The 23,837-nt window shown below is 54.1% G+C and carries 21 protein-coding genes; 16 read left to right on the plus strand and 5 right to left on the minus strand.

The annotated features are described in order from the left end of the window. The first annotated feature begins 26 nt into the window (after positions 1–26). Genes fabZ through JMG82_RS11070 form a run of 8 tightly spaced genes read left to right on the plus strand, consistent with a single transcriptional unit; the run spans position 27 to position 8,477 of the window. Positions 27–473 (plus strand): 3-hydroxyacyl-ACP dehydratase FabZ, encoded by a 447-nt coding sequence (gene fabZ, locus JMG82_RS11035; RefSeq protein ID WP_201352787.1) that lies wholly within the window; start codon positions 27–29, stop codon positions 471–473. Continuing rightward, positions 473–1,264: an acyl-ACP--UDP-N-acetylglucosamine O-acyltransferase gene (gene lpxA / locus JMG82_RS11040; RefSeq protein WP_201352788.1), complete on the plus strand. Its 792-nt coding sequence runs from the start codon at positions 473–475 to the stop codon at positions 1,262–1,264. Before fabZ ends, lpxA begins: the two co-directional genes overlap by 1 nt. Continuing rightward, positions 1,254–2,474 (plus strand): ATP-dependent Clp protease ATP-binding subunit ClpX, encoded by a 1,221-nt coding sequence (clpX, locus tag JMG82_RS11045; RefSeq protein ID WP_201352789.1) that lies wholly within the window; start codon positions 1,254–1,256, stop codon positions 2,472–2,474. Before lpxA ends, clpX begins: the two co-directional genes overlap by 11 nt. After that, entirely contained in the window at positions 2,475–3,509 is a 1,035-nt protein-coding gene (locus JMG82_RS11050) for a rod shape-determining protein (protein WP_201352790.1), read from the plus strand. Next, positions 3,502–4,263 carry a rod shape-determining protein MreC gene (gene mreC / locus JMG82_RS11055; protein ID WP_201352791.1) on the plus strand — a complete coding sequence of 254 codons (762 nt, stop codon included), beginning with the start codon at positions 3,502–3,504 and terminating at the stop codon, positions 4,261–4,263. The genes JMG82_RS11050 and mreC overlap by 8 nt, the downstream gene beginning before the upstream one ends. 55 nt (positions 4,264–4,318) lie before the next feature. Further along, positions 4,319–7,591, plus strand: a complete 3,273-nt coding sequence (carB, locus tag JMG82_RS11060; protein ID WP_201352792.1) for a carbamoyl-phosphate synthase large subunit — start codon at positions 4,319–4,321, stop codon at positions 7,589–7,591. After that, entirely contained in the window at positions 7,588–8,028 is a 441-nt protein-coding gene (locus JMG82_RS11065) for a Sua5 YciO YrdC YwlC family protein (protein WP_201352793.1), read from the plus strand. The genes carB and JMG82_RS11065 overlap by 4 nt, the downstream gene beginning before the upstream one ends. Next, the gene (locus tag JMG82_RS11070; RefSeq protein ID WP_201352794.1) at positions 8,025–8,477 is read left to right on the plus strand and encodes a hypothetical protein; all 453 of its coding nucleotides are present in this window, start codon (positions 8,025–8,027) and stop codon (positions 8,475–8,477) included. Before JMG82_RS11065 ends, JMG82_RS11070 begins: the two co-directional genes overlap by 4 nt. Before the next feature lie 9 nt (positions 8,478–8,486). Here JMG82_RS11070 and JMG82_RS11075 read toward each other — a convergent pair whose 3' ends face one another. Next, positions 8,487–8,939, minus strand: coding sequence for a PAS domain-containing protein (locus tag JMG82_RS11075; protein WP_201352795.1), 453 nt, complete (start codon positions 8,937–8,939; stop codon positions 8,487–8,489). 168 nt (positions 8,940–9,107) lie between these two features. Here JMG82_RS11075 and metH point away from each other — a divergent pair, with 168 nt between their 5' ends. The 3 genes from metH to JMG82_RS11090 all read left to right on the plus strand — a co-directional run bounded on the left by metH (position 9,108) and on the right by JMG82_RS11090 (position 14,700). Further along, positions 9,108–12,575 (plus strand): methionine synthase, encoded by a 3,468-nt coding sequence (metH, locus tag JMG82_RS11080; RefSeq protein WP_201352796.1) that lies wholly within the window; start codon positions 9,108–9,110, stop codon positions 12,573–12,575. 9 nt (positions 12,576–12,584) lie between these two features. After that, positions 12,585–13,175 (plus strand): cytochrome b/b6 domain-containing protein, encoded by a 591-nt coding sequence (locus tag JMG82_RS11085; protein ID WP_201352797.1) that lies wholly within the window; start codon positions 12,585–12,587, stop codon positions 13,173–13,175. A gap of 124 nt (positions 13,176–13,299) precedes the next feature. Continuing rightward, positions 13,300–14,700: a DUF4139 domain-containing protein gene (locus JMG82_RS11090; protein WP_201352798.1), complete on the plus strand. Its 1,401-nt coding sequence runs from the start codon at positions 13,300–13,302 to the stop codon at positions 14,698–14,700. Here JMG82_RS11090 and JMG82_RS11095 read toward each other — a convergent pair. Then, positions 14,690–15,568, minus strand: coding sequence for a DMT family transporter (locus JMG82_RS11095; protein WP_201352799.1), 879 nt, complete (start codon positions 15,566–15,568; stop codon positions 14,690–14,692). The two genes, JMG82_RS11090 and JMG82_RS11095, sit on opposite strands and share 11 nt — an antisense overlap. Positions 15,569–15,607: 39 nt before the next feature. Here JMG82_RS11095 and JMG82_RS11100 point away from each other — a divergent pair, with 39 nt between their 5' ends. From JMG82_RS11100 to JMG82_RS11110, 3 genes are all read left to right on the plus strand, one after another. Continuing rightward, positions 15,608–16,129 (plus strand): cob(I)yrinic acid a,c-diamide adenosyltransferase, encoded by a 522-nt coding sequence (locus tag JMG82_RS11100; RefSeq protein WP_201352800.1) that lies wholly within the window; start codon positions 15,608–15,610, stop codon positions 16,127–16,129. Between the two features lie 101 nt (positions 16,130–16,230). Then, on the plus strand, positions 16,231–16,809 hold the full coding sequence (locus tag JMG82_RS11105) for a hypothetical protein (RefSeq protein ID WP_201352801.1): 579 nt from the start codon (positions 16,231–16,233) through the stop codon (positions 16,807–16,809). Between the two features lie 124 nt (positions 16,810–16,933). Continuing rightward, entirely contained in the window at positions 16,934–19,027 is a 2,094-nt protein-coding gene (locus JMG82_RS11110; RefSeq protein ID WP_201352802.1) for a thioredoxin domain-containing protein, read from the plus strand. Position 19,028: 1 nt separating this feature from the next. On the opposite strand, the gene JMG82_RS11115 is transcribed toward JMG82_RS11110, so the two are convergent. Continuing rightward, positions 19,029–21,011, minus strand: coding sequence for a methyl-accepting chemotaxis protein (locus JMG82_RS11115; protein WP_201352803.1), 1,983 nt, complete (start codon positions 21,009–21,011; stop codon positions 19,029–19,031). Next, the gene (locus tag JMG82_RS11120; RefSeq protein WP_236579138.1) at positions 21,011–21,205 is read right to left on the minus strand and encodes a hypothetical protein; all 195 of its coding nucleotides are present in this window, start codon (positions 21,203–21,205) and stop codon (positions 21,011–21,013) included. Before JMG82_RS11120 ends, JMG82_RS11115 begins: the two co-directional genes overlap by 1 nt. Before the next feature lie 82 nt (positions 21,206–21,287). Here JMG82_RS11120 and JMG82_RS11125 point away from each other — a divergent pair, with 82 nt between their 5' ends. Together JMG82_RS11125 and JMG82_RS11130 are read left to right on the plus strand one after the other, a co-directional pair. Then, a complete protein-coding gene (locus JMG82_RS11125) occupies positions 21,288–22,586 on the plus strand; it encodes a peptidase dimerization domain-containing protein (protein WP_201352804.1) in 1,299 nt (432 codons plus the stop codon). A 46-nt stretch (positions 22,587–22,632) separates the two neighbouring features. Then, a complete protein-coding gene (locus tag JMG82_RS11130; RefSeq protein WP_201352805.1) occupies positions 22,633–23,121 on the plus strand; it encodes a host attachment protein in 489 nt (162 codons plus the stop codon). A gap of 24 nt (positions 23,122–23,145) precedes the next feature. Here JMG82_RS11130 and nth read toward each other — a convergent pair whose 3' ends face one another. Next, positions 23,146–23,793 carry an endonuclease III gene (gene nth, locus JMG82_RS11135; RefSeq protein ID WP_201352806.1) on the minus strand — a complete coding sequence of 216 codons (648 nt, stop codon included), beginning with the start codon at positions 23,791–23,793 and terminating at the stop codon, positions 23,146–23,148. Positions 23,794–23,837: the final 44 nt, after the last annotated feature.

Raw genomic sequence — 23,837 nt, forward strand, 5'->3', positions numbered from 1 at the left:
AATTTTAAATCGAGGTGATATTAACGATGATGGACGTTGTAGCGATTCAGAAAATCCTGCCCCACAGGTACCCTTTTTTGCTGGTGGACCGTGTCGTTTCGTGTGAGATAGGCGAAGCGATCGAAGCCTACAAGAACGTGTCGATCAGCGAACCGGTCTTCGAAGGACACTTTCCCGGCCACCCGATCTATCCCGGTGTCATGATCATCGAGGGGATGGCGCAGGCGGGCGGCATTCTTGCCTTCGAGAGCATGAGCGGCGACGAACAGGAGAACACGCAAAACAAGGTGGTCTATTTCATGAGCATCGACAAGTGCAAATTCAGACACCCCGTCCGACCGGGCGACAGGCTGATTTACAGACTCAGCGTCCTCAAACACAAAGGAGCGATCTGGGTACTGGACGGCAAAGCCTACGTCGATGACAAACTGGTGGCGGAGGCCGAGCTCAAAGCCATGATCGTGGACAAGTGATGACGAAAATATCTCCTCTGGCAGTTGTCGAAGAGGGTGCCAAGATCGGTGAAAACGTTATCGTGGAGCCTTTCGCCTATATCTCTTCAAAGGCCAAAATCGGCGACGGGACGACGATCGGCCAGTGCGCCCGTATCGATGGTGACACGACGATCGGCAGGGAGTGCCGTATCTTTTCCCACGCCGTCGTGGGCTCCATTCCACAGGATCTCAAGTATCACGGCGAGGATGTACAGCTTGTCATCGGGGACCGCAATACGATTCGCGAGTTTACGCTGATCAATCCCGGTACCGAAAGTGGCGGCGGCATCACGAAGATCGGCAGCGACAACCTTTTCATGGGATATGTCCACGTGGCGCACGACTGTATCATCGGCAACCGCTGCATCTTCGCCAACGCCGCGACACTGGCGGGCCATGTGGAGATCGGCGACGGGGTGGTGGTCGGAGGATTGACACCGATCCACCAATTCGTCAAGATCGGAGACCTGGCGATGATCGCGGGGGCGTCAGCTCTGAGCCAGGATGTCCCGCCCTACTGCCTGGCCGAGGGGAACCGTGCCGTTCTCAGGGGGCTCAATCTCACGGGGCTGCGCCGGAATCTCTCCAGGGATGCCATCGATCCCATCCGGGTCGCCTACAAAGAGCTTTTCGAGCGCGGCAAACCGCTGAAAGAGACGGCCCAAAAGCTGCTTGAAACAACCGAAAGCGAAGAAGTGAAAAAAATGTGCCGTTTCGTTCTGGAGACCAGACGCGGCATTCCATTCGAGAGGAAAATCAATGACAAATAGAAGTTGCAGTTTCTGTGGCGCACACGAAAGCGTGGAAAATCCGCTGCTGGCCGGAAACAATGTCTATATCTGTAAAAACTGTGTCGTATCGGCCTACAAGATTCTCTTCGGCGAAGTCGAAGAGGAGGGAGAGACCGTCGACCGGGAACTTTTGACACCCAAAGAGCTCAAAGCGGCGCTTGATCAATATGTCATCGGCCAGGAACGGGCGAAACGTATTCTCTCCGTGGCGGTCTATAACCATTACAAGCGGATATTCAAGCAAAACCTCCTGGAGGACGACGATACGGAGATCGCAAAATCCAACGTTCTTCTGATCGGACCCACCGGCAGCGGAAAGACGCTGATGGCGCAGTCGATCGCCAAATTTCTCGATGTGCCGATCGCGATCGCCGATGCGACGAGCCTGACGGAAGCGGGGTACGTCGGGGAGGATGTGGAAAACATCCTGACGCGTCTGCTCCAGGCGGCGGACGGTGACGTGAAAAAGGCGGAGCAGGGGATCGTCTTCATCGACGAAGTGGACAAGATCTCCCGCCTCAGCGAAAACCGGTCCATCACCCGGGACGTCTCCGGCGAAGGAGTGCAGCAGGCCCTTTTGAAAATCATCGAAGGGAGTGTCGTCAACATTCCGCCAAAAGGGGGCCGCAAACATCCCAACCAGGATTTCATACAGATCGATACGTCGAACATCCTCTTCATCTGCGGCGGAGCCTTCGATGGCCTCGCGGAGATCATCAAACGCCGTCTGGGCGGCAACGTGCTGGGCTTCAACCAGGAGAAACGCTCCAAACAGGAGGACGAGGCGGTACTCAGTTACGTGGAGGCGGACGACCTGGTGGCCTACGGTCTCATTCCGGAGCTGATCGGACGTCTGCACGTCCTGGCCACACTGAACGAGATCACGAAAGAGGATATGGTGCGCATTCTGACCGAGCCGAAAAACGCGCTGGTCAAGCAGTACAAAAAACTCTTCGCCATCGACAATGTGGAGCTTACGTTCGAACCGGCCGCGCTGGAGGCGATCGCGGAGCTCGCCATTCAGAGGAAGACAGGCGCACGCGGTCTGCGGTCCATCATCGAAGAGATCATGGTGGATATCATGTACGATCTGCCGGAGTTCGAAGGATACGAAATCATCGTGACCGAAGATGTCGTCAAAAACGGTGCCGAGCCGCTTCGCATCAAAAAAAGCAAAAAGAGCGCGTAAATGTTTCTTGACAAACTGATCGGTATTTTTTCGAACGACATGGCCATCGACCTTGGGACAGCCAACACGCTGGTTCTCGTGAAAGGGGAGGGTATCATCATCAACGAACCCTCCGTCGTCGCGATCCAGAGCGACAAGACAGGGCACGAAAAAGTGCTTGCCGTCGGCCATGAAGCGAAAGAGATGGTGGGCAAGACCCCCGGCAACATCCGTGCCGTACGGCCGATGAAAGACGGCGTCATCGCCGATTTCGACATTACGGAGAAGATGATACGCTATTTCATCGAAAAAGCGCATCACCGATCCACATTCATACGGCCCCGTATCATCGTATGCGTTCCCTTCGGACTGACGCAGGTGGAGCGCAAAGCGGTGCGCGAGTCGGCCCTCAGCGCCGGCGCCCGTGAAGTTTTCCTGATCGAAGAACCGATGGCGGCGGCGATCGGCGCGGGATTGCCGGTCAAAGAGCCTCACGGCAACCTGGTCGTCGATATCGGGGGCGGAACGACGGAGATCGGCGTCGTCTCTCTCGGAGGACTCGTCATCAGCAAATCGATCCGGACGGCGGGGGACAAGATCGACCAGGCGATCGCCGACTACGTCAAGCGCAAGTACAACCTGCTGATCGGTGACCGTGTCGCCGAAGAGATCAAGATCGAAGTGGGAAGCGCCCTGCCGCTGCCCGAGGAGCGGACAATGATGATCAACGGGCGCGACCAGGTCAGCGGGCTGCTCAACTCCATCGAGCTGACGAGTGAAGATGCCAGGGAGGCGATGAAAGAGCCTCTGCGGGAGATCGGCGACGCGCTGAAGGATATTCTGGAACAGACGCCGCCGGATCTGGCGGGGGATATCGTCGAAAACGGCATCGTCCTCACGGGCGGCGGTGCCCTGATCCGCATGCTGGACAAATATCTCTCCGACATCGTCAAACTCCCCGTCTATGTGGCGGAGGAGCCTCTGCTTGCCGTAGCGAAAGGAACCGGACGCGCACTGGAAGAGATCAATCTGCTCCAGCAACTCTCGTATGAATAGATTTCACGGGAAAATCCATCTTTTTCTCATTGCGGCGGCCGTAGCGGGACTGATTTTTTACAGCCCCGCCGTCCGAAACTTTTTCACCGCATTTTCTTCCACCGTGCAATCCACCTATTTCGATACCAAAAAAGAGATCGAAGATGCGATCGCGCGCCATCTGATGCAGGCCGCCACGATCGAATCGCTTCAGACAAAAGAGAAAAATCTCGAAAAAGAGTTGATCCTCTGCCGCAGCGACGCCCGGAAATTTCATGCCATCAGCGAATCTTTGCACCTAAGACCCGACACCAATCTCTCCATCATGGCAGTGCGGGCGAAGGGGTATGCGCTGCTCGGAAATTTCCAGCAGCTCTGGCTGGAGGATTTCCCCGAATACAATCCGATGAAAAACTATGGTGTCATCCGTGCCGGATTCGCCATTGGCATCGTGGTCGAGGAGAAACGGCGCCCGCTGATGATTCTCGCCGGCGACAAAGCGTGCAATTTCGCCGTCTATATCGGCAAGAACAGGGCGCCCGGAATCGCCATGGGCAAAGATGCGAAACATATGGTCGTCAAATACATTCCCGAATGGATGAAGCTCAATATCGGAGACAGGGTCTACACGAGCGGGCTCGACCAGATTTTTCCCATCGGCGTGCCTGTGGGCAGGGTGCTTTCGGTTCGGAACATGCAGGGGTTCAAGAACGCCGAAATTCTCCTTTTCGGCGACACCCTTCACCCCGATTATGTCTGGGTGGTTGCCCGGTAAACTTTTAAGAGCTTTTTTTGTAAAATAACAAAATTTCAAGGAGGAGAGCCTCTTCATGCCAAAACGTGACGACATTGCCACCATTCTGCTGATCGGATCCGGCCCTATCGTGATCGGCCAAGCCTGTGAATTCGACTATTCGGGTACCCAGGCCGCCAAGACCCTCAAAGAGCTCGGATACCGTGTCGTTTTGATCAATTCCAATCCCGCCACCATCATGACCGATCCGGAGTTCGCCGACCGTACCTATATCGAACCGATATCCGAAGAGGTGATCGCCCAGATCATCGAAAAAGAGAAAGTCGACGCGATTTTGCCGACAATGGGCGGACAGACAGCGCTCAATGTCGCCATGAGCATGCATGAAAAAGGGATGCTCGAGGGCATCGAATTCCTGGGTGCCAACCCCGAGGCGATCAAGAAGGGGGAGGACCGACAGGCGTTCAAGGAGGCGATGATCAAAATCGGCATGGACCTGCCCAAAAGCCAATACGCCTATTCGATGGAGGAGGCGTTGGATGCGGCCGAAAATATCGGCTTTCCCCTCATAATCCGTGCCTCTTACACCCTGGCCGGTGGCGGAAGCGGTGTCGCCTACAACATCGACGAATTCAAGCAGCTTGCCGCCGCGGGTCTTGAAGCGAGCCCGATCACGGAGATTCTGATCGAGGAGTCGCTGCTGGGATGGAAAGAGTACGAGATGGAGGTCATTCGCGACCGTGCCGACAACTGCATCATTGTCTGTTCCATCGAAAACCTCGATCCGATGGGGGTCCATACGGGTGACTCCATCACCGTCGCTCCGGCTCTGACACTGACTGATAAGGAGTATCAGCGCATGCGCGACGCCAGTTTCGCCATACTTCGCGAAATCGGTGTCGATACGGGCGGATCGAACGTTCAGTTCTCTGTCAATCCCGAAACGGGCCGGATGATCGTCATCGAGATGAACCCGAGGGTCTCCCGCTCTTCGGCGCTGGCCTCCAAGGCGACAGGCTACCCCATCGCCAAAGTGGCGACGCTGCTGGCGGTGGGGTTTACTTTGGACGAGATCAAAAACGATATCACCGGCACGCCGGCGAGTTTCGAACCGGTGATCGACTACATCGTGACGAAAATTCCCCGGTTTACTTTCGAGAAATTTCCCCAGGCCGATTCGACGCTGACCACCTCGATGAAGTCGGTGGGCGAAGTGATGGCGATTGGCCGGACTTTCAAAGAATCGGTGCAAAAAGCGCTCTGTTCGCTGGAAACAGGTCTTGTGGGGTTCGATCCTCTCGTGTGCGACGACGAGACTCTCCGGCGCGAAATCCGCCGGCCAAACGAAAAGCGGCTTCTTTATGTCGCACAGGCTTTCAGAAAAGGGTACACCACCGAGGAGATTTTCGAGCTGAGCAAAATCGATCCCTGGTTTTTGCGTCAGATCGGGCAGATCGTTTCTCTCGAAAAAGAGATCGACATCGAGACGCTGCATGATCCTGAGATTCTGCGCCGAATCAAAGCCGACGGTTTCAGCGACGCGATGATCGCGAAAATCATCAACGCGAAAGAGAACATGGACCTGGGTGAAAACGATGTCTACGCCGCCAGAAAGAAGCTTGGCATCGATCTGGAATACCACGAAGTGGATACCTGCGCTGCCGAGTTCAAGGCGCTTACGCCCTACCTTTATTCCTCGACCAACATCATCTCTCTTCCCGAGTCAAGAATTCCGGTTTCCGAAAATGCCGAAAACCGAAAGAGAGTGCTTATCATCGGAGGTGGACCCAATCGGATCGGGCAGGGGATCGAATTCGACTACTGCTGTGTCCACGCCTCTTTCGCACTGGAGGATATGGGGATCACCTCCATCATGTACAACTGCAACCCCGAAACGGTTTCGACCGACTACGATACCAGCGACATTCTCTATTTCGATCCGATCGATTTCGAGCATGTCCGCAACGTCATCGAGACGGAGAATCCCGACGGCATCATCGTCCATTTCGGCGGCCAGACGCCTCTTAAACTGGCCAAGAAGATCGCAGCCATCGGCGGAAAGATCATCGGTACCAGTGCCAAAGTGATCGACGAAGCGGAGGACAGGGAGAAGTTTTCGGCTTTCATCCAGGAACTCGGTCTCAAACAACCGGAAAACGGGACAGCTTTCACGAAGGAAGAGGCGTTCGCCATCGCTTCGCGCATCGGCTATCCGGTGCTGGTGCGGCCAAGTTACGTGCTCGGAGGACGGGCGATGCGAACTGTGTATAATGAGGATGAACTTCGGGAGTACATGGACGAAGCGGTCAGTGTCAGCAACGAGTCGCCGGTTCTGATCGACAAGTTTCTCGATCACGCCATCGAGCTGGATGTCGATGCGATTTCCGATGGCAAAGAGGTCTACATCGGCTCCATCATGCAGCATATCGAGGAGGCGGGTATCCACTCCGGCGACAGTGCCTGTTCCCTGCCCACCGTCACCATTTCGGAGAAACTGGTCAAAGATGTGGAGAACCAGACCAAAGCGATCGCATTGGGGCTGGGGGTCAAGGGGCTTCTCAACATCCAGTACGCCATTTTCCAGGATGAAGTCTACCTGATCGAGGTCAACCCCCGGGCGAGCCGTACCGTCCCTTTTGTTTCCAAGGCGACCGGTGTGCCCCTGGCCAAAGTGGCCACCCGCGTCATGGTAAAAGGCGACCTTCGCGAGGCGCTGAACTATTACGACACGTTCAACGTTGTGACAGACGACGGCAACGTTCTCAAACCGAAGCTCAAAAACCATGTGGCGGTCAAGGAGGCGGTCTTTCCGTTCAACAAGCTGACAGGTTCGGACCTGATTCTCGGGCCCGAAATGAAATCGACCGGGGAGGTGATGGGCATCAGCAGGACTTTTGGCATCTCCTTCGCCAAAAGCCAGTTCGCTTCGAAAAACCGTATTCCCACATCCGGAACGCTCTTTATGTCCCTGACCGACCACGACAAAGGGGAGGCGGCGGAGATCGGACGCCTCTTTACGGCCCTTGGTTTCAAGATTGTCGCGACTTCGGGAACGCACAGAGTACTGCAGGAAGCCGGAGTCGCTTCCAAGATCGTTCTGAAGATTTCCGAAGGGCGTCCCAACGTCGAAGACCTGCTGAAAAACAGCGAGATCGACATGGTGCTCAATACCTCCGACAACAAGGCGAGCAAGGACGATGCGAAACGGATCCGTCAGGCCGTTCTTCGATTCAACATACCCTACTTCACGACCATCGCCGCCGCTCGGGCCACGGCTGCCGCGATTCGGGAGATCAGGGAAAAAGAGTCGCTTGAGCCCAAGGCGCTGCAGGACTATCTGAGCGAGTGATGCGGCGCGATTTCGTCTATCTCGTCCAGACCGATACGACGGTGGGCTTTCTCTCCTGTTCTGCCCACAGACTTGCCGCCATCAAACAAAGACCGCCTGAAAAACATTTTCTCAAAGCGATAAACCGGTTTTCCGATATGGCAGGGATAGGGCGGGTTCCCGCCGCCCATCGAAAGTTCGTAAGGCGCGCGCGAAAGCGCTCTTTCATACTCCCCAATGGGCAATCGTTCAGGGTTGTGCAGGGAAAACATCGCGATTTCATCGCAAAATTCGGCTGGTGCTACTCCACCTCCGCCAATCTCCACGGCCGACCCTTCGACGAAGCCTTTGCAAAAAGTGTATGCGATGTTGTGGTAGAATCTAAAGAAGGGTTCTCCGACAAGACGCCGTCGCAGATATGGCATCTTCACAGAACCGGAAAGGTGAAGATACGATGATGGTCCGAATCTTTACGATACTCTTTTTCGGTACACTTTTCTGGCTGGCATTCGATTTTCTTTTTTATGCAGGCCTTTTCGTCAACTATATCGAAGCCCACTCGATCCCGATCTTCTACAACGAGTTTTTTACCGATTCCCAGTTCTGGTGGCTCTGGATTCCGGGTATATTTCTTTACGGCACCGTTTTTCTTGTGGAGAAAAAGACAAAAGAGAAGGTTGCTTTCTATCTTCTCTCTTTTTTGATCGCATTCATTCCGTGGATACCGAGTTTCGGAGAGCAGATCGGGCGTGCTCTCTTTTCCAAAGGGAGTATGGACTATCAGTTCAAGAAGATTCTGGTGAAGGATGCCACGATCTTGTACAGCGGAAGGGGATACGACTATGTCATCGTTCCGGGCCGAAAGATCACCCTCCGCTATCCGGTCAAAAGGCGGGTGAAAAAGTGACGGCGCCTTTTATTTCTCTTCTTCGAGCATCGCTCTGTAATCTTTCTCGACCGTTTTGATCATGTGGCGGTCGGGCACTTTCCGGCCGGCGATGTAGCCGACGATATTGCCGTCGTTGTCGAATTTCGGTTTGATCCAGACGATGACCCAGTAGTATTTGCCGTCTTTGCGCATGTTTTTGACATACCCTTCCCACATTTCGCCCCGTTTGATCGTCTCCCACATTTTGGCGAAAGCCGCTTTGGGCATATCGGGATGGCGGTTGATGTTGTGGGGAGATCCGATGAGCTCCTCTTTCGTGTAGCCGGTCATCTCCCGAAATTTCCGGTTGGCATAGACGATAATGCCGGCCGTATCAGTTTCAGTGATCATGACGCCGCCGTCGAAAAGGACCTCCTGGTTGACCGGGTCGGGTTTCGTAATCGTCTGCCCGGTTTTCATGTTTTTTATCGTTTTTCCCATCTTGGTAACCTTAATCAGCAAAGATTATTCAAATCATAGCAACCAAACTGTAGAATATAGACGCAGTCGCAAACGTCTTCAATCTGGCAAATGACGTTTTAAATATCGGCAGAACTCCAAAATTTTTGAGGATGGGAAGTGTCCACCAATTATAAGATAACTGAATTAATGCAGAAAAAAATAGTAATCATCGACGGGGCGATGGGAACCCAGATCCAGTCGATGGAGATACCCGACGAAGCGTGGAAGGGGAAGGAGGGGTGCAACGAGCTTCTCAACGCCACGGCCCCCGGCCTTATTCGCAAAATCCACGAGCGATACGCCATGGCGGGCGCCGATCTGATCAAGAGCAACACATTCGGCTCGATGGACTGGGTGCTCGACGAATACGGCATCGGCGACCGCGCTTACGAGCTGAGCAAAAAAGGGTGCGAGCTGGTCAAATCGGTGTGTGAGCAGTATGCCACACCCGAAAAGCCCCGATTCGTGCTTGGATCGATCGGTCCGGGTACCAAACTGCCCTCCCTGGGACACATCGAATACGACGAAATGTACGCGGGCTACAAGGTCATGGCCAAAGGGATGATTGACGGCGGCGTCGACATTTTCTTGCTTGAAACCTGCCAGGACCCGCTGCAGATCAAGGCGGCGCTGCACGCCTGTGAGGATGCGGCCCATGAAAAAGGGGTGGAAATTCCCGTCATGGTTTCGGTTACCATCGAACTGAGCGGCTCGATGCTCATCGGGACCGATGCGGCGACGATCGCGACGATCATGGAGCCGTTTAACATACTGTCGTTGGGATTTAATTGTGGCACGGGTCCCGAACAGGTGGAGAAACATGTCAAAACCCTCTCGAAGTTGTGGCACAAGCCCATCTCTGTCCACGCCAACGCCGGGCTGCCCCAAAACCGCGGCGGCTACACCTACTATCCGATGGGTCCCGAAGAGTTCGCCAGGCTGCAGAAAGGATTCACGAAGTATGACGGGGTGGCGTTTTTGGGTGGTTGCTGCGGGACGACGCCCCAGCATATCAAGGCCCTCTGCGATGCGGTGGAAGGGGTAGAGCAGCGCCCCGCCTCCGGAAGCCACCCCGCCTCTTTGGCCTCTTTGTTCAACACAGTGCCGCTGATGCAGGAACCCCCGCCGCTGCTGATCGGCGAACGCGCCAACGCCACCGGCTCCAAGGCATTCCGGGAACTTCTGCTAGCAAGCGATTACGAAGGGACACTCACGGTGGGCCAGCAGCAGGTCAGGGCGGGTGCCCACGTTCTGGATGTCTCGGTCGGTTTCGCGGGACGGGACGAGACAAAGGACATGCACGAGGTGATCAGCCTTTACGCCCAGAAAATTCCCCTGCCGCTAATGCCCGATTCGACCCAGGTCAGGGGGCTGGAGACGGCGCTGAAGTGTATCGGCGGCAAACCGATCCTCAACTCGGTCAACCTGGAAGACGGCATCGAGAAGTTCGACGCGGTGTGCGGGTTGGCCAAGCGCTACGGCGCGTCGCTGGTCTGCCTCGCGATCGACGAGAAGGGGATGGCCAAAACCGTCGAGCGGAAGCTTGAAGTGGCGGAGCGCATCTACGAGCTTGCCACGAAGAAGCACGGCATCAGGGCGGAGGATCTCGTATTCGACGTGCTCACCTTCACCGTCGGATCGGGAGACGAGGAGTATCGCGACGCCGCGATCCAGACCATCGAAGCGATCCGCGAACTGCGCCGCCGCCACCCCGAAGTCGGTACGACCCTGGGGCTTTCGAACATCTCCTTCGGCCTGGACAAAGATGCCCGCCCCTATCTCAACTCCGTTTTCCTCCACCATTGCCTCGAGGCCGGACTCACCAGCGTCATCATCAACGTCAAGCACATCATTCCGATGAACAAAATCTCCGAAGAGGACCGCAAAGTGTGCGAGGACCTCCTCTTCGATCGAAGGGAAGAGGGGGACCCGCTCTTTCGCTTCATCGAACACTTCGGCAAGAAAGAGAAGGTGGATGAGGCGGCGGAGGATGAGGCCTTTATGAAGATGAGCGACGAGGAGAAGATCCACAAGCTGCTTCTTGATGGCGACAAGGAGCGGATGATTCCGCTGGTGGAGGAGGTGCGCCACCGCATACCGCCTGAGGCCATCGTCAACGAAATTCTCATCGAGGCGATGAAGGTGGTGGGCGAGCTTTTCGGAAGCGGGCAGATGCAGCTTCCCTTCGTGCTGCAGAGCGCCGAGACGATGAAGGCGGCGGTGGATTATCTCAATCCCTATCTTCCCAAAAAAGAGAAAGCGAGCGACACGACCCTGGTGCTGGGAACGGTCAAAGGGGATGTGCACGACGTGGGCAAGAACCTGGTGGACATTATCCTCACCAACAACGGTTTCAAGGTGATCAACCTGGGTATCAAAGTGGAGTTGGAGGAGTTTTTGCAAGCGGCGAAAGAGCACGATGCCGACGCCATCGGTTTTTCGGGGCTGCTGGTGAAATCGACCCAGGTGATGAAGGAGAACCTGGAAACGATGGCCGAGCGGGGGCTCGACATTCCGGTTCTTATGGGCGGGGCAGCCCTGACCAAGGGATTCGTGGACGACTATTGCCGCCCCATTTACGACGGCCCCATCTTCTACTGCCGGGACGCGTTTGACGGTGTCGTGGCGATGGGCCGGATCGAAGCGGGGAATTTCGATACCAGGCTCGCCGGCGACATGGGGGGCGACGAAGAGAAAAAAGCGGCCGCCAAAAGGAAAAAGGAGACCGTGATACCGCCTTTGGAGAAGATTCCGATGCCTTCACGCGACGTGCCGGTGCCTGTACCGCCTTTCTGGGGCCGCCGCGTCATGACCGAAAAGGATTTCGACCCGGCCATTGCCTTCGAGTGGCTCAACCACCGGATGCTCTTCAAACAGCGGTGGGGGTATCGCAGCAAGGGGATGAGCAAGGAGGTGTACGAAAAGCAGCTCGAGGAAGTGGTGTGGCCTGCCTACGAACGGCTCAAGCGACAGTTTCTGGAGGAGGGGCTTTTCGAGCCGACGATCATCTACGGCTACTATCCGTGTCGCAGCGACGATACGACGCTGCTGATTTTCGACGAGAGCGAAGGATGGCACCGAGACGAAGATGCCGACCGCGAGCCTTTGGAGTATGTCATGGGGCGGGCCAAGGAGCAGATGACCTTCCCGAGGCAGCACAAAAAACCGTGGCGCTGCCTGGCCGACTATTTTCACCGCGACCGCCACGACGTCGTGGCTTTCACAACGGTGAGTGCCGGGAGCAGAATCAGCGAATACGAGCGCAGGCTCTACGATGAAGGGAAGTTCCACGAATACTACCTGGTTCACGGTTTGGGGGTGGAGCTGGCCGAAGCGCTGGCGGAGGTGGCCCACAAACAGATACGCCTCGACCTTGGCATCGCCCATGACGAGGGGCATACGCTCAGAGACGTGGAGATGCGCAAATATCAGGGGGCGCGCTACTCTCCCGGCTATCCCGCCTGTCCCGACCTGGAGCTCAACGGTCCCATCTTTCATCTTCTCAGACCGGAGGATTACGGCATCGAACTCTCCGAAACGTGGCAGATTCATCCGGAGCAGTCGACGGCGGCCATCGTCGTCTACCATCCGGAAGCGATGTACTACAGTATTTAAGGAAAAAAAATGGAACGTAAGTTTACCCCGCTTTTCAGGCTTTGGCACTGGCTGATGGCTTTTTCGGTTTTCGGTCTGCTTTTTACGGTCCTGCTCAGGGAGACTTTTTTGGACAAAAAGAGTGTGGCGGCGATCGTTCGGCAAAAACTCGAAACTTTCGGCATCGCAATCGACCCCGACCAGGCGATCGCCCTCGCCAAGGCGATCCGGGCGCCGATGTGGGAATGGCACTATATCTTTGCCGTCGTTCTGGGCGTCTCGATCGCTCTGCGCATCTGGCTGATGGTGTCGAAACAGGCGCAGCTTCCGGTTCTGAAAGTGCTGGAAGCCGAAAGCTTCCACGAAAAGATCAAAGCGACAATCCATCTGCTTCTTTGCTTCACCATCGCGATGCTGGCGCTCAGTGGCGCCTTCTACTATTTTCACGAAGCACTCGGATTCGAAAAAGAGGCTATCCACTGGGTCAAGGAAGTGCATGAGTTTTTACTCCAGCCACTCCTGCTGTTCGTGACACTCCATATCGCGGGTGTCGTGCGGCACGAAATGACGACAGAAGAAGCGATCGTTTCACGAATGATACACGGTGATACGGTACGATGATCGGGTATTGTTGTCTCTTTGCGCTGCCGGAAGCGTCTGCCGCGATGCCGAACGATCCGGGCACCGGATGGAAGGCGGCGCATCTTCGACTACACGGCCCGAAAGAGCCGACTAAGGAGTGATCATGAAATATCTGGCTACGGTTTTGATGGCGGCTGGCATCGGCCTGGCCCTGGAAGCCTCGACGTTCGAACTCTACCGTGACGGTGCGATCTATACCTACCGTCCCCAGGGAAGTTTCGTGGGTTTCGCCCCAAAAGGAAGCGTCGCGGAGTGCGGTGGAAGCTCTTTCTCCCTCGTTCCGTCGAACGAATGCCCCAAAAAGAGTCGTCTTTGCAAAGAGAAGGCGGCGATCGACCGTCTGGCCCTCGATGCCGCTTTCGCCGGACGCCAGATGAGCTATATCGATATGTTGATGAAGCGCGCGGAGATAAAGAGCGCCGATGCCAAGGCGATCGTTTCCATGGCGGAGGGGGCAGCCAGGAGATACTCCGCGATGCAGAAGAGAAAAGAGCTCGCCGAGAAGGAAGGGAAGTGGCGCAAAGAGGCGTTCATGAAGCAGGCACCTTCGTTCGAACCCCTCCATCTTCCAAAGCCCTGCGGGGGTGAAGTCAAAGTGACGCTTCCTGGAGGGTACATCTCTTTCGATATGCTTTACGAAGCCGAGATTACCGGTGAAAAAAGCATCGGAGTGCACCAGAAGATCGGGCTTCGCAACCGAAGCGGCATCGACATCGAAGCCGACAAAGCGCTACTTTACTATCAGCCTCTCAATCGGACACTAAGGCCCCTGCGTTTTTCCCCGTGGGTCATCCGAGACAGACATGTGTCGAGGGAACGGGTTTTGCAAAAGCGGGCGATGCCGGCGGTCGGGGCCAATATGATGATGGCGGACGTGGCCTATGAGTCCGTTGAAAAGAGAGCGCCCAGAAGCTACCGGATCGATAATCTCACGCTTCCTTCCACCGGAGAGAGTGTCGAAATCGACATCGCATCGTGGCAAACGGAAGCGGAACGTTTCGAAACGGTCTACCCCTATCGCGACCTGCGTGCCTACAACGTGCTGCGTTTCAAGCCCAAAGGCGTGATCGAGGCGAATCGGTGGCGTATTCGCAAAGGCAACAAACTGGTCGCTTCCAACCTTTACGGGGAATACCGCGGCGGCCTTTATACCCTCTTCGTCTCCGTCGACGAAGATCTGATCGTGCGGCGGGAAAAGATGATTTTGAAAGAGAAAGAGAGCTTTTTCGGGGGGAGTCTCCACAAAAAAGATGGCTATGTCATCCATCTGCTCAACCAGTCCCGAAAAAAGAAGCATCTGAAAATCGTCGAACGTATTCCCGTCGCGGTCCGGAGCGATATTAAAGTGAAACTTCTGCAAGTCAAGAGCGACAAGCCGATCCGCTACAGGGTGGCAGAGAAGGGACGACTCGATATCGAAATGACGCTTCCGCCCGAATCGAAAGCCGACCTTCGTGTTCTTTTCGAAGTAAGTTACGACAAGGAGAAGCCGATTATCTACTGAGCCTCCGAAGCGGCCGGGTGATGAGAATGCCGCCAAGAAGGATGAAGGGCACGCCAAGCAGCTGCCGGCATGTCGGAACTTCTCCCAGAAACAGGTAAGCGAAAACCAGCGTAAAAAGGGGGATGAGTGCCGTCATGGCACTCAGTTTCGTGATAGAGATCCGATGGAGTGCTTCGACCCACAGAATTTTCGCCACACCCATGACCAGCAGTCCGCTCAGCACGATCCAGGGCAGGGCCGACCGGATTTGCGAAATCGTCGGCTCCGGTTCGAAAAGGTGGGCGAAGAGAAAGAGCAGAGGCAGAGCGAAAAGGTAGCGGAAAAGAAGCACCGTTTCGCTCGGAACCCGAAGACGCGCCCGCTGCTGGTAATAGTTGGCGATGGGTGCGATGGCGGCGGCGAGGAGAATGAGGCCGTCCCCGAGGTTGAAACCGCCGAATTTTTCGGGAAAGAGGACGATCAGCGCACCGATGCCCATCGAAAACGCGCCGAGTGTATGCACCGGCACCATCTTCTCCTTCCCGAACACGTTGAAATAGAGATAGGCGAAAAAGAGCTGCAGGAAGATGATGAGCGACATATTGCCGGCGGTAGTGTAGCGCAGGCCGATATAGACGAAGAGAAAAAGCAGCGTGATGAAAAGGCCGGTGAGCAGAAGGTCCCTGCGCGCCTTTTTGTCCAGGAGCCTGCCCAGCGTTTTGCGTCTGTGGGAGAGAACGAGAAAGAAGAGTATCGCCACGACGATCGCATAGGCGTATGTATGGATGGCACCGACATAGGCGATGGCCCAGATGGTCAGTATCGGAAACCAGCTCTCAAGAATGCTCAGCAGCAGCGCGTAGAGTTCGCCTTGTTGCTCTTTTGTCACCTTATCCCTTTGGGAGGAGTTCTTCGATAGAATAGTAGCATGAAAAAGGGTCAGATACAGTTGTATACCGGCGACGGAAAGGGGAAAACGACAGCGGCCGTCGGCTTGACGCTCAGAGCGGTGGGCGAGGGAATGCGGGTGCTTTTCGTTCAGTTCATGAAGAGCGTTCCCAGCGGCGAGATAGAGATGCTGAAGCGCTGCGGCGGGTCCGATGTGGAGATTTTGCGAAATTGGGACGACAGTTTCATCATCGGAAAACCAAGCGCAAAGCAGATTGCGATGTGCCACGATCTTTGGAAAAGAGTGCGACGGAAAATCGACACCTTCAAACCCGATATCCTGGTTCTTGACGAAATAGCCGTGGCGATTTCCTATGGATTGGTCGATGAAGATACGGTTTTGGAGTTTTTGAAGAACCGGCCGCAGAGTCTTGAGGTCGTGATGACGGGACGGGATGCGTCCGAAAGGCTGATCGCCTCCAGTACGCTGGTGACCGAAATGCGTAAAATCAAACACTATTATGACCAGGGAGTCATGGCAAGAAAAGGGATCGAGTATTGAAAGGTCACAGAATATGCCCGGTGCACATCTGCCGTAACGGGGCGAAGCGTTTGCTAACCGGTTGCCGGTCTCTTTTTTCCTGCCGTTTGACGGAGCGGTAAATGAAGATTCTGCCCAGATGGTACATCCGTTACAAAGGGGTCAACTCCTTTTTCATGGGATTGACGGTCGGAGCGATTTTCACGATCTACGCGGTGCTTGATCCGTCGATCTTTTCGGTGGGAGGCATCGTGCTGGCCGTCGGCATGCTTGTCGTGGCGAAGTTCTACGAAAAAATCCTCAATATGCGGAGTTTTTTCAAAATATCCCTTTTCGTCGAACTGGTGATGCTGGTACTGGTAGGCTGGTATCTGGCGATGCCCTACGGGTTCGCCACGGCGCTTTTTGTCTATGCCGGGTATCAGTTGACTTTCATGTTCGGCAGCTATCTGGTGCGGGCGGAGACGATCTTTTTGAATCGCAAGCAGATACTCTCATGGCTCGATATGGCGAAGCAGGCGGGCTATCTGGCGGGAATGATGGTGTCGTGGCTTTTTTATCAGATTGTCTCGAAAGGCTTCGGCATCGAGGATCACGGCCGGCAGGTCTACGAACTGCACTGGCTACTGCTGGTCACCGAGGCCTGCATCATCTGGCTGCTTCTTCGTTCGTTTGAAAAGGTCAAAAAAAGAGCAACCTGACGCTTCGCACCTGCCTTTGTGTCTCAAAACGGCTTTGACGTTGTTCTGCAACAGCCAGATGAAAAAGAGGGCGATGAAGCCATAGAGGGCGGCGGAGGGCCACTCTCCTCGCAACAAAGCCTCAATGCCCAAAACCACGAAAACGACCGTCAGAATCAAACACACCCGTATCTCCTTACGCTATCATACCGTTATGAAACGCTATTTTATCCTATTGATGACACTGTTTGTTCCATTCATTTTCGCCACAGAAATTTTCACCAACCATCTGGAAGGCGAAAGCTCTCCCTATCTCAAACAGCATAGGCACAATCCGGTCGATTGGTACCCGTGGGGCGAGGAGGCATTCGAGAAAGCGAAACGGGAGCACAAGCCTATCTTTCTCTCCATCGGCTACAGCACCTGCCATTGGTGCCATGTGATGGCCCATGAGAGTTTCGAAAATCCCCAGATCGCCGAACTGATCAACCGATGGTTCGTTCCTGTCAAAGTCGATCGGGAAGAGATGCCCGATCTGGACAGGCACTTCCAGCGCATCTATGCACTGATCCATCGGCGAAGCGGCGGATGGCCTCTGAGCGTCTTTCTTACCGAAGAGCTTCAACCCTTCTATGTCACCACCTACATTCCGCCGGAGGACTCCTACGGGGTGCGGGGAATGCAGACGCTGATACCGCTGTTTGGAAAACTCTACAAAACCGACAGGGAGAAAATCCGGCGTCGGGCCCAGGCGATTGCCGCACTGGCGGAAAAATCGAACCGCATACCCCCAAAAAGGATCGATGCCGGGACCGAACTGGCGGAAAAAGCGGTGGAGAATATGTGGGAGTATTACGACGAGCGTTTCAAAGGGTTCTGGGAGAGGCCGAAATTCCCGGAAAGCTCTAGAATCCGCCTGCTTTTGGACATCTATCGCCTCATGGGCAGTGAAAAAGCCAGGAAGATGGCCATCGAGACGCTCGATGCGATGCAAAGTGGCGGTCTGTACGATCAGATTGGCGGTGCGTTTTTCCGTTACTGTGTCGACAGAGCCTGGATCATACCCCATTTTGAAAAGATGCTCTACACCAATGCCGAGCTGATTCCTCTTTACGTGGAAGCGTGGAAGATGACCCGCAAAAAGCGCTTCAAAACGGTGGTCATCGAGACAGTGGACGAGATCAACCGGCGTTTTGGAACCAAAGAGGGGCTCTTTTTCTCAGCTAGCGACGCCGACAGCGACCATCAGGAGGGAGGTTACTACCTATACCGCTACGACGACGCCTACAATCGACTGAGAGAGTCGGGTTTCAGCGAAAAGGAAGCCAAAGAGATACTCGATTTTTTCGATATCAAAAAAGAGGGGAATTTCGACTCCGAACTCTCCCATGCCAGGCGCACATCGGGGCGTGAACCCAAAGGGTACGTCAAAGCAAAAATGGTGCTCAAAAAGATGCGGCAGAAGCGCACTTTTCCCTTTGTCGACCGAAAGATCATCACGGCGTGGAACGGCATGACGATCAAAGCCCTGGCCATCGCTTCGGACCTAGAACCCCTCTATCTCGCCCAGGCGCAACGCTCCTACGAAGCTCTTGAAAAGTTGATGCAAAAAGAGGACGGAAGCCTCTATCATCAGGTGCTCTATGGTCAAAAGCCCGAGCAGGCGGGACTTTTGGAAGATTATGCCTTCATGGCCGATGCCGCTTTGACGATGTATCAGGCTACTCTGCAGGAGCGTTACCTGCGCGATGCGAAACGGTGGTGCGACATCGCATTGAAACAGTTCTATGAAGGCGAGGGGAGGTGGCTGCTTGGAGATGGGGAGATCAAAAGCTACGCCGACATCTCCGACAGCTACTACACCTCGCCCCTCTCCCGGATGCTCAACAATCTACTTGACATCGCCCTGCTTTCGGCCGAACCGGCCTACCTTTCGCCAGTCAAAAGGAGCCTCGAAGCCCAAGGGGCGTTTCTGCAGAGCCGCCCCGACGCCTACCCGGAAGCGTTGCGCGCCTTTCTGCGCTACAGTGAAGGTGTCATCGCGATCAAGGCAAAACGGGATACCCTGCTGCGTTATCGTGTTGCCATCGAGAACATCGGCTATCCGTTTTTGGTGAAAGAGGCGGAGGAGATTGAGGGGTTTGTCGCCTGCGATATGCGGGCCTGTTTTGCCATGGGAAAAGCGTTCGAAACGATCAAAGAGGCGATAGAGGAGCGGGTGAGGGAAACCCACCGCTGAATCAGACTTTGAACTGACTGATTTGGCGCAGAACTTCGTCGGCGAGCTGGCCGATGCGCTTGACGTTTTCGTCGCTTTGGAAGATACTCTCTTTGTTGGTTTCGGAGAGCTTCTTGATTTCGGTCATCTTTTCGATGAAGGCTTCCATGATGCGTGCCGCTTCGTCGACGGCTCTGGCGGTTCCTTCGACGCTGTTGACCGCTTCCGTCATTTTGTTCGAGACATTGCCGATCTCCTGTTCGACCTGGGACGCGTCTTCGGTGAGGCGGTTGACGTTTTCGATGTTGTTGTTCATCGCCGTGGAGCTGTCCATGATCGCCTGGACGATGATGTTGATGGTGGCATTGATGTCGGCCAGGCTCTTTTGCGTACGCTCCGCGAGTTTACGCACCTCGTCGGCGACGACGGCAAAACCGCGCCCGTGTTCGCCGGCGCGGGCGGCCTCGATGGCGGCGTTGAGCGCCAGCAAGTTGGTCTGGTCGGCGATGTCGGAAATGACTGTCAGAACCTCTTTGACCTGCTCCGCGTCGTGGCTGAGCTGCTGCAGCCGCTGGGCCAGTTCGTTTTCGACGACGGCATTGTTTTCGATCTGCGTGATGGTGTTTTGAACCAGGCTGATGGTTTCCTGGAGGCTGTTGCTCGCTTCGAGCATGTTCTCTTTGGTCGACGAGGCCTCTTCGTTGCTGGCGAGCAGCTTGTTTTTGAGGTTCATCGCCTCCCTGGCCCCTTCGTCCACGATGGCGGCCTCTTTCGAAATGTTGTCCGTGATGAAATCGAAAGTACGGTCGAGCTGGTCGGAGACCCGTTTGTTTTCGTTGGCGCTTTGCTGCGCGTGGGACGAGAAATCGTGAAGCGCCTTCAGGAAATCCCGAAGAGCCGACCGGATGCTTCCGAATTCGTCGTTTTCGTAGATGCGTATCTCCGTCGTCAAATCCTTGCTTTCAGCGATGTTGGTGATAAGTGATTTGAGAGAGTTGAGACGCTTTTGGAGATCCTGGACCGAGAGTCCTGCGACGACGAGCATAATCAGAATGACGACAATACCGATCATCGTGTCGATGATCGCCGTATCGTGGAAGCTGTCGAGATCTTTTTCGATCTGCGCGGCGATCCGATCGTCGATCTTTTTGAGGACGTTGATTTTGCCGGTGATCGTGTCGAACCACTTTTCGGCATCGACATTGAATCCGCCGGTTGCGGCATGTTCGATGGCGATGTCACGCATTTTTTGAACTTCCAGAAAGGAAGGGTGGCGTATCGCCTCTTTGTAGAGTTTGACCATCGAATCCGGTGCGAAAGAGAGAAAGTCATCCATATAGGCATTCTGTTCCGCCATCAGTGTGATAAATTTCATATACATGCCCGGCGCGAATCTGTCAGCCCCAAATGTCGCACTGAGCACCGCCCTTTCGATACCGGCACGCTCTTTTGATTTCAAAAAAGATGTATAGGCGACCAGGTCTTTGGTAATGTGCTCATCGGGTGAAAGTTTGGAGGAGGTCGCGACGATGTTGAGCATTTTGGCATTCATTTTCGTATAAAAACCGACCACCTCTTTGAGAGGAAGTGTCAGAGCAGAAACTTTCTGCCGAATCGCAGGGAGTTTTTCAATATCTTTGTTGAGAGCGGTGATTCTGTTTTTCAGCTCCGGAGGGAATTTGGACAGGTCGATATGCGATAGAGTTTCTTGATACTCTTTGATTCGTCCGTCGGTGAGTTTTCTCTGTTGTGGCAGCTTCGTAACGAATTTTGTGCCTTTGCTTCCTGTAAAACCTGCACTCGTTCCGCGTTCTTTTTGGGTTTCGTGTACAAGACGGCTGAGGCTTTCGCTCAGGTGCACGAGTATTTTGACTTTCTCGACTTTTTCCGTAAATTTGAAATGTTTTTCAAGCTCTGTGCCGGTGAAATAGATAAGAGCGAAAATGGGCAAAACGATCAGAAGGATCATCTTCTGTTTGATGGTGAGGCGCGACAGGGGATTCATTACTCTCCTTTTTGCAACAATTCGTCATAATCCACCAGGTTTTCGTCGCACTCGCAATGATAAATGCCTTCCGCATCGTAATACTCGACACAGTCTCTGTATTTTCTTGTGCCGATACCGTTATCATTGAAGTAGACGCATCCTTGCAGTGTAAACAATATCGGCAATATCAAAAAGTATTTCATCTTTTTCATACCTTCCATTCTACACTCTGTAAGTTTAATTTCTATAATATTACTGTGAAAAACACGACCCAATTGAGGCAAGGATTGCTGAATGGCTGACAAGTGCGTCATACATATTTTTTCCCAACTCTCGCGAATACCTCATTGCAGCGGCGACACCGAAGCGATGCGGCACTTTTTGAAAAATTTTGCCGCATCGTGCGGCTATCGTGTCGAAATCGACCGTGCCGGCAACGTCATGGCCTATGGAAAAGGGAGCCGTGTCACTTTTCAGTCCCATTACGACATGGTATGTATCGCAAAAGCGCCCGCCATCGAACTGGTTGTGCAAAAGGGTTGGATGTCCGCGAAAGAGAGTTCACTCGGTGCCGATAACGGGATAGGGGTGGCGATAATGCTCTGCTTGATGAAAAAAGGGACGGGGGCGGATTTTCTTTTTACCAACGACGAAGAGATCGGATTGCTCGGAGCAAGAGATCTCGATTTGAGAATCAGAACACCCTATTTGCTCAATCTTGACAGCGAGGAATTTGGAAAGGTCTATATCGGATGTGCGGGAGGAGAGGATGTTTTCGTCAGAAAAGATGCCATGTTTCAAGAGGCGGAGGGGAGTGGAGCGTGGTTTGCCATAACGGCTGAAGCACCGGGAGGCCATTCGGGGGTCAATATAGCCGACAATCTTCCAAACGCGATTACGGAACTCGCCGGCGTTTTGACGAAAAATCATTTTCTGGAAATTGCGAGTGTTGAGGGGGGAGAGCGGATCAACGCCATACCGCGGCACGCCAAAGCTATTGTGTGGTCGCCGGAGGGCATCCTGCCCGTAAGCGATTCGCCACACATCCGTATCGAAGAGACGGGAAAAGAGGCGGGCTCCGTGCTTGTCGATGGAAAAAGGCTTGCCGAAGCTCTTTTCGGATTCGCCCACGGTGTGCGCGCATGGAATCGGGAACTCTCTTTGCCGCAAAGCAGTATCAATCTCGCGAAGGTTTTTTTTGTCGGCGACGAGATCGAAATAGCTCTCTCTGCCCGATCCATGGCGAACAAAGATCTCGAGCGCCTCGTCGAACAAAGCGTGGCCGGATGGGACGCGTTGGGATACAGCTGCAGACGGGAAGGAAAATACCCGGCCTGGGAGCCGGTGACCAATCCCTTCAGCGAAAAAGTGCTTGCTCTTTATCGAACCGTGGAACCCGATGCTTCTTATGCCGCGATTCATGCAGGACTGGAGTGCGCTCTGTTCGCACACGATTATCCGCACCTTAAAATCGCGTCCATCGGTCCGACCATTCTCGATCCCCATTCGGACAGAGAACGCGTAAAACTCTCGACCGTCGAAAAAGTCATGCATGTCGTTGAACGGATCGTCGCGGATTTATCATCGATTTAATCAAGGAATGATACAATCTCGACAAATCAATCAGAGGAGAAAAGGAATGAAAGTAGGAGATCTCGTTATCGTCGCCGACCTGGGCGAAATGAAAATCTACAAAGCGCAGCCGCGCGATTTGGAAGCGGAAGCGGGCCTGAAACCGGACAATGTAAAGCTCGATCTCATCGATGCGAAAGACTATGTGGTTTCCCACTGGAAAGTACAGGATATCGTCACCGACGAGGCGGGCCAGTTCAAAGGGGGCAGCCAGGGAAGAGGCGAGTTCACCCAAGGCAGCGTCGGCGAGCGTCATGAACTCGTCAAGCGCGTGGAAGCGGAAGTGATCGAAGCGATCGCGAAAGATATTTCGGATGCGGTGGCGGCCAACAATCCTCCGAAATGGTATCTCGGACTGCCGGAAACGATTTTCGAGCGGGTCATGGAGAAGGTGTCACCGGCTGTGAAAGAGTCGCTTTTCATGAGTCTCAAAAAAGATCTCGTCAAAGAGAACAAAAACAATCTCGTAGAGCTCTTCCAGAAGAAAATCGCATAAAAACCCCGGGGGAAGTCTCTTCCCCTATCTTGCTTTGAAACTCTCTTTGCTTTTGCAAAGATCTGTCAAAAAACATTCTGTTGCGCATTTGGGATTTTTCGCCGTACAGATGTAACGTCCGAACAGGACCATCGCCTGGTGGATACGATGGAGGTCTGTTTTGAACTTTCTTACCAGATCTTTTTCCGTTCCCTCCACGGTTTTGGCGTCGGTGAGTCCGAGACGGTGCGCAACACGGAATACATGGGTGTCTACGGCCATCAGATTGGCATGGGTGTATTCGATCATGAAAACATGGGACGTTTTCTGGCCGACGCCGGGAAGTTTGACCAGATCCTTTTCATCCAGCGGTATTTCTCCATCGTATTTTTCCATGACCATCTGCGCCATTTTGATCAGGTTTTTCGCTTTGTTGTTAAAAAAAGAGCAGGTTTTTATCAACTCCTTGACATCGTCAAGGTCCGCGTTGGCGAGGCTGGGAATGTCGGGATACTTTTCAAAAAGCGCCGGGGTGATCATATTGACGCGTTTGTCGGTACACTGGGCTGACAGGATGATGGCGACCAATAGTTCATAGGCATTGCGATAATGCAGCTCGGTTTCCGCACTCGGATAGTGCTCCAGCAATCTTTTTTTGATCTCTTCGATCTCTTTTTGCGTGGCGAGTTTCATGAGCAACCTTTCGGATGAGAAGGCAAGAGGGCAAGAGGTTGACC

This window comes from Hydrogenimonas urashimensis, assembly GCF_016593255.1.
Lineage (GTDB): Bacteria > Campylobacterota > Campylobacteria > Campylobacterales > Hydrogenimonadaceae > Hydrogenimonas > Hydrogenimonas urashimensis.